Source organism: Pedobacter petrophilus, from assembly GCF_009674725.1.
GTDB classification, from domain to species: domain Bacteria; phylum Bacteroidota; class Bacteroidia; order Sphingobacteriales; family Sphingobacteriaceae; genus Pedobacter; species Pedobacter petrophilus.
The window spans coordinates 98273-105011 of the sequence record NZ_WKKH01000017.1; the positions used below are offsets into that span (position 1 = coordinate 98273).

Below are 6739 nucleotides of genomic sequence, written 5' to 3' on the forward strand. Positions count from 1 at the left end.
GAATTAAGAAGGTCGAGGTGTTTGGTTACTGGCTATTAATTTTGTGTCTTCTCAGATATAATATAATCAGCAATGCCTGATGAAATTTCAAAATCTGGTAAATCTTAATCTTTTATTTGCTTTTGTAATTTCCAGATTTTATCTTCGTTATAATTGAAGCAAGACTATGTAGGAACCAACTATGTAGTCTTGTTTGTTTTTTATAGCGTTTGAAAAAAAATTAATAGAGCAATGACAGAGGTAACGTACTATACACAAGAGGGATTAGATAAATTAAGAGAGGAAGTTCATTATCTAACAACCACAGGGCGTCAGCTAATATCTAAAGCAATTGCTGAAGCCAGAGATAAAGGTGATTTATCAGAGAATGCAGAATATGATGCGGCAAAAGAAGCACAGGGTTTGCATGAGGCAAAAATCTCAAAATTAAAAAATACATTAGCGAATGCCCGCTTAATTGATGAATCTAAAATGGATCTATCAAAAGTATTGGCATTATCTATCGTAAAGATAAAAAATGTTAAAAACGGCGCTACCATGACTTACCAGTTGGTAGCAGAAACCGAAGCAGATTTGAAAACCGGAAAAATCTCTGTAAAATCTCCGATTGCACAAGGTTTATTGGGTAAATCGGTTGGCGAATTCGCGGAGATTGAAGTGCCTGCAGGTAAAATGCAATTTGAGGTTTTAGAAATCTCCAGATAAGGTAAAGGTGGAAGGTAGAGGGCATAAGGCTTTATTTTCCACTTCCAATACTTTATACCCAAACCTTTTAACCTTCTACCTTTTTTATGACTATATTTTCAAAAATCGTTGCCGGAGAAATTAGCGCACATGTTGTAGCTGAAACAGTAGAATATTTAGCTTTTTTAGATGTTCAGCCTTTAACCGCTGGCCACGTTTTAGTAATTCCAAAAATCGAAGTTGATTATATTTTCGATATGGACGAAGATTTATTCGTTGGCCTATGGATGTTTGCCAAAATTGTGGCGACTGGCGTTAAAATAGCTTTTCCCTGTAAAAAAGTAGGCGTGGCTGTAATTGGATTAGAAGTGCCACACGCGCATATCCACTTAATTCCAATGAATACAGTAAGTGATATGAACTTTAGCAAAGAGAAACTGAGCCCTACCCAGCAAGAATTAGCAGAGGCCGCAGAAAAAATTAAGCAAGCTTTGCTGGAAGTATAATTATACATCCCATAAGAGATTATCATTCTGTGCCTGCCGAAGGACGCTTAATAATACTTACAGAAAACAATTCGACAGGCTCATGTGAATCTTCAAAAAGGATTAACTATCATAATTGCTTCAGGAATTGTCTAATATTATTTCTTTAAATAAGGGTTTTGATTTGGCAAAGGCACAAATTCTGTTTCTCCTGGCACAGGTTTAAATTTTTGATCTAGCCAATTTTGTTTAGCCGTATCGATTAAAGCCTGATCTGACGCTACAAAATTCCAGTAAATAAATCTTTCTTCCGGAAATGGTTCACCGCCAAAAATGTAAACCGTAGTGTTTTCCAACATCGTAAATTCACATAGTTTGGCATCATTGGCAATTAAAATTAAACGGGGCTCAAACAAGTGGCCATCGCTTTCAATGCCTCCTTCTAAAATATACAAGGCACTTTCGCCAAATAGATCATTACCAATATTAAGCTTTTGCCTTTTGGTGCTTTTTATTTCAATAAAATAAAGCGGGCAGTAAACAGGAACCGGCGACTTCTTACCAAACGCTTCTCCGGCAATTAATTTGATGCTTACACCATCTTGCTCCCAACTTGGAATATCACTTTCTTCCAAATGGAAAAATTCGGGTTCCATTTGTTCCAATGCTTTAGGCAAAGCTACCCAGATCTGAAGTCCGTGAAGCATTTTATCGGTTTGGCGTAAATATGCTGGAGTGCGTTCTGAGTGGACAATGCCACTTCCAGATGTCATCCAGTTTACCTGGCCAGGTTTAATGATTACATCCGTACCCATACTATCCCGATGTTCAATTTCACCTTCAAAGAGAAAAGTAAGTGTAGATAAGCCAATGTGTGGGTGTGGCGGAACATCTAAATTCTCATGATCGCTCAGGGCCGCGGGGCCCATGTGGTCTATAAATGTAAAGGGGCCAACCATTCGTTTCTCTCGGAATGGCAGTAATCTACCCACCATAAAATTGCCAATGTTGGCAGGTCTTTCTTCGATGATTAGTGAAATGTTAGACATGACGTTTCTTATTTAGTACCGTGAAATTATGGATTCTATTTTAGAAAATAGCTTAAAATATGATGATTAGAAGCGCGCTGAATAGGTAAAGACACATAATTTATCATTGTATGTCGGCATAACCATTAAATTAAAGTGTTTAGATGGTTTAGAGAGTTTTTTTATTTTCGGATAAATCAAATAAGAAAGTTTAGTGGATGCTAATGCCAATTCCAGCTCCTGCAATAACATCGCTAAACCAATTTTTGTTATTGTACATGCGCAAATTGCCTGTTGCAATGGCAACCATATAGCCGGCATAACCCTATCAGGGTGATAAATCTTTGTATTCCTGCTTTAAAAACTCCGCAGCTGCAAAGGCTGTAGCGGTATGGCCTGAAGGGAATGAATTAAAAGCCGAACTGTCTGGTCTTAACCGATGCACCATTCTTTACAGTCGAAATTGTTCCGCAATAATACGATAAGTGATAAATGCAGCTGGCACAATAAAAGAGGCCATTTTTGGCTGATAATATTGATGTATCCTCATACTATCGGTTTGTTGGCAAACGAATGCATGCCAGTGCAGATCAAAATAAAATCTAATTTATTGTGAACTGGACTTATACTAAAAAAGCACCTCTATCGAGATGCTTTTAAGATTATCAAAGAATTGGAGTTATACGAGTTCGGCTAAGGCTTCTTTGCTGAAACCTTTCAACTCATCTAAATGGTTATTTTTAATTTTTTCTACCCAGTTTGCATCAGATAATAACGGACGGCCAACTGCAACTAAATCAAAATCGCCACGATCCATTCTGCGAACCAGTTCTTCTAAAGAACTGGGTTGAGAACTTTGCCCGGCGAATGCGCCGAAGAAATCGCCATCCAGGCCAACAGATCCAACTGTGATTGTGGCTTTACCGGTAATTTTCTTCGCCCAGCCTGCAAAGTTCAAATCAGAACCTTCAAACTCAGGTTCCCAGAAACGGCGTTGCGAACAGTGTAAAATATCAATGCCTGCATCTACCAGTGGCGTTAACCATTGCTCCATTTCAGATTCATTTTTAGCCAGTTTAAAATCGTAAGCTGCAGGTTTAAATTGTGATAAACGAATAATTAAAGCAAAATCTTCGCCCACACGTTTACGAACTTCTTTAATCACTTCTACCGCGAAACGGGTCCGCTCAGACAAGGTTTTGCCACCGTAAATGTCTGTACGGGTATTGGTTGCATCCCAGAAAAACTGATCAATCAGGTATTGGTGAGCACCATGAATTTCTACCGTATCGTAGCCTAATGCTTTTGCATCTGCCGCAGCCTGTCCAAAAGCTGCAATGGTATCAGCAATAGCTGCATCCGTCATGGGTATGCCGTTTTCAAAACCTGGTCTTTGTAAAGCAGATGGACCTTCGAAAGGTGTAGCAGGTAACCAACCCGAAGCATGATTTTCCATTACCCCCTGGTGCCAGATCTGCGGACCCATTTGTGCCCCGGCAGCATGAACATCGTTAATTACTTTTTGCCATCCAGCCAATGCCTGATCACCATAAAAGTGTGGAATGTTTGGATCAGCAGAGGAAGACGGACGGTTAATTACTGTGCCTTCAGATAAAATTAGCCCAACTTGTCCGGCTGCTCTTTTTGCATAATATTCAGCAACAGCATCCGTTGGAACGCCACCCGGAGAAAAAGATCTCGTCATTGGTGCCATTACAATTCTATTTTTTGTATTTAATGTTTTTAAGCTGAAAGGCTTAAATAAGCTATCTGTGTTCATATATTTTTGTATTTATAATTCTGTGTTTATAATTTGATTTAGCAGTTTCAATCCTTCTTCGCTGCGTTTATAGTAAGTCCACTGACCTACGCGGGTAGCACAGACCAAATTGGCCCGCTGTAGAATAGAAAGGTATTCGGAGATGGTGCTTTGAGATAAACCAGCCTTGATTTGAATCTGACCAACGCATACACCAACATTTTCGAAATCGGGGTTAAGTTGTTCAGGAAAGTTTGTAGCAGGTTCTTTAAGCCAGTTTAAAATTTGTAATCGGGTTTTGTTCGACAGCGCTTTAAAGATTTCAACATGATCCATGGCACAAATATATATCGACTTTTCCCGATATGTCAATTAAAGCTTTTAAGTTTACAATTTGATGTTCTACAATTTTGGTTTGCTACTCATTTATAAGAAAAGCATCGTTGATGATGATCGTTTAAAGATGAAGAACATACATAGCTGTATAAGTATCTTGGAAGCCGAAAAGTAAGTCAAATTATTATCATTTCGTGATAGTTATAAAAAAAAGATAATGATCATATTTTGATCATAAATAAATAATGTTTAAGATTGTGTCAGATTTTGGAATGAACCAAATCTTAATGAGTAAGATCGAAATTATGAATATGAAAGAAAATTTTAATTTATGGAAGTTAAGTTTGTTGATGAATATCTAGCCATACTTGCACAGAACAAAAGCACTGGGAAGAAAAAGTATCCTGAGGATGTTGAAATTGCATTCAGAAAACGCATCGCCCAGATTAAGCAAGCGAAAGGTACTTCAGATTTAAGAGCAATCAAATCTTTACACTTCGAAAAGCTTAAAGAAAAAAGATATTTAGGTAAGTATTCAATCAGGATAAATATAGCTTACAGGCTTATATTTATAATAAAGAAAGATGAACGTCTTGAAATAATGGAAGTTGAGGAAATCAGTAACCATTATAGCTAATACTATCCGTATAACGGATTAATATACTACTAATCCGCTATGCATTGGGCATAGCGGTTTAACATACTAAGAGATATGAACAATCAGGTCTTTAATTCTAAAGGTGCTGAAATTGAGATTGAAGCTTTCCATCCTGGAGAGTTTTTATTAGAAGAAATTGAAGCAAGGCAAATCTTAAAGAAAGATTTTGCGAAAGCTTTAGAAATTCTTCCTAATAACTTAAGCCAGATTTTTGTTGGCAAAAGAAACATTTCCGCACAACTTGCCATAAAAATTGGCAAAATTTTAGAAACCAGTGCAGAATACTGGTACGGGATGCAGACAGCTTTTGATTTACAAAAGGCTAAATTGGAAGAAAATGAAAAGGAATTTGCATAATATCGCAAGTGACTTTTCTCAAATATTCAATCAAGGTAGCTGTATACGAGTAATGGGTTAGAATATCTTCTAATTGTAGAGGATTATGACTGATGCCAAAAATCCTGTAAAAAAGAACGGGGATAAATCATACCGACCTATCCCCGTCATCTAAATTAACGCTCTCATCTATATAAACAGCCAAAAGGGTGATTTATTATATAGAGGTGAAAATATTTTTATTTTTTTGCAGCAGGCTTTTTTGCAGCAGCTTTGGGCTTCTCCATTTCAGCTGAATCCTTTGCCGTCTCCGCTTTCTTTTTTGCAGGTGCCTTCGTTTTTTTTACTTCAGCAACCGGCTCTTCCGTGGTTTCCTCTTTCTTCTTTGCTGCTTTTGTTTTCTTTACTTCTGCAGCTGGCTCTTCTGTAGCTCCAGCTTTCTTCCTGGCTGGCGCTTTTGTTTTTTTAGGTTCAGCAGTATCTTCTTTTGCCTTAGCCTCTTTTTTCGCTGGTACTTTTGGCTCTTCTGCTTTAGTTTCAGGCACCTTTACTACTTCTTCCTTCACTTCAATAGCTCTAGGAGCATCTGCATTTTGCAGGTAATTGGATAAAACTTGTTTTAAATAGATCTCTGGCTTAGGCATGTTAATGATAGAGCCTGGTTCTTTATCCTGAGATTGTTTGATGTAAGCTGATTTAATCTTCCCCCAATCTTTAGAGTAAAGTCTGATAAACATTTCAACAAATTGCTCATCTGTATATTTTTTAGGCAACCTACCCAGCACTGCCTGAATTTTTTCTTCTTTTTTATGTAATACCGCCATCGATTTTATTTTGTGTAAAGATAGCCTAAAATAATGATTTTCACTTTTACCGTTTTTGCATGCTCCGGAGAGAAGATTTAAAAATTATAGGAAGCTTAATGCGCTATTTTTTCCAGCCTTTTTTCATTTTCTTATAAGCCTTCTTGCTTACTTTGGATTTCTTTTTTGAGCGGGATTTACCCTTCTTTTTCCGGGCATTGATATTATTAACCAGCGAATTTTTTACGCCAAGCTTGTTCTTCTTCGAACTTCCCTTCTTCTTTTTATCTTTCTTCTTGCCACCTTTTTTCTTGGTCACTTTTTTCTTTTTCTCTTTTGCCATAATACTTCAATTTATAATGATAACCATGGTTTATGAAGAAATGTTCGCGAAACTGATAAGCATAAACTTAATTGTTGATCATGAATGTATCGCCAGACCTACATTTGAAAGATAGAGTATATGAACGACTGGTTAGTGTACTTGTAAACCACTTTTGAAATTACCTTTTATATCAGATGCAAAATTTCCGGATGAAGTAAATCACCTTTAAAAAAAGGGTGATTTCACCCGAGGGCACTGAAAAAGTCCACCCATAAAATTGTTTAAAAAAGGGAGTTAGAAACTATGTTTTCTGCTCCCTTTTTTG

The 6739-nt window shown here is 37.1% G+C and carries 9 protein-coding genes; 4 read left to right on the forward strand and 5 right to left on the reverse strand.

The window, feature by feature from the left end; all coding sequences use genetic code 11:
- Positions 1–231: 231 nt before the first annotated feature.
- Positions 232–705, forward strand: coding sequence for a transcription elongation factor GreA (greA, locus tag GJU39_RS12635; protein ID WP_154281160.1), 474 nt, complete (start codon positions 232–234; stop codon positions 703–705).
- Between the two features lie 86 nt (positions 706–791).
- Entirely contained in the window at positions 792–1190 is a 399-nt protein-coding gene (locus GJU39_RS12640) for an HIT family protein (protein ID WP_154281161.1), read from the forward strand.
- 137 nt (positions 1191–1327) lie between these two features.
- On the opposite strand, the gene GJU39_RS12645 is transcribed toward GJU39_RS12640, so the two are convergent.
- The 3 genes from GJU39_RS12645 to GJU39_RS12655 form a co-directional block, all read right to left on the reverse strand.
- A complete protein-coding gene (locus GJU39_RS12645) occupies positions 1328–2218 on the reverse strand; it encodes a pirin family protein (protein WP_154281162.1) in 891 nt (296 codons plus the stop codon).
- Between the two features lie 658 nt (positions 2219–2876).
- Positions 2877–3977, reverse strand: coding sequence for an NADH:flavin oxidoreductase (locus GJU39_RS12650; protein ID WP_154281163.1), 1101 nt, complete (start codon positions 3975–3977; stop codon positions 2877–2879).
- Positions 3978–3989: 12 nt separating this feature from the next.
- Positions 3990–4292: an ArsR/SmtB family transcription factor gene (locus GJU39_RS12655; RefSeq protein WP_154281164.1), complete on the reverse strand. Its 303-nt coding sequence runs from the start codon at positions 4290–4292 to the stop codon at positions 3990–3992.
- A gap of 331 nt (positions 4293–4623) precedes the next feature.
- On the opposite strand from GJU39_RS12655, the gene GJU39_RS12660 reads away from it, so the two are divergent.
- Together GJU39_RS12660 and GJU39_RS12665 are read left to right on the forward strand one after the other, a co-directional pair.
- Positions 4624–4929 (forward strand): type II toxin-antitoxin system RelE/ParE family toxin, encoded by a 306-nt coding sequence (locus GJU39_RS12660; RefSeq protein ID WP_154281165.1) that lies wholly within the window; start codon positions 4624–4626, stop codon positions 4927–4929.
- 75 nt (positions 4930–5004) lie between these two features.
- On the forward strand, positions 5005–5307 hold the full coding sequence (locus GJU39_RS12665; protein WP_154281166.1) for a HigA family addiction module antitoxin: 303 nt from the start codon (positions 5005–5007) through the stop codon (positions 5305–5307).
- Between the two features lie 218 nt (positions 5308–5525).
- Here GJU39_RS12665 and GJU39_RS23580 read toward each other — a convergent pair whose 3' ends face one another.
- Positions 5526–6110: a hypothetical protein gene (locus GJU39_RS23580; protein ID WP_209437637.1), complete on the reverse strand. Its 585-nt coding sequence runs from the start codon at positions 6108–6110 to the stop codon at positions 5526–5528.
- A 103-nt stretch (positions 6111–6213) separates the two neighbouring features.
- Complete coding sequence (locus GJU39_RS12675; protein WP_154281167.1) at positions 6214–6432, reverse strand: hypothetical protein; 219 nt, start codon at positions 6430–6432, stop codon at positions 6214–6216.
- Positions 6433–6739: the final 307 nt, after the last annotated feature.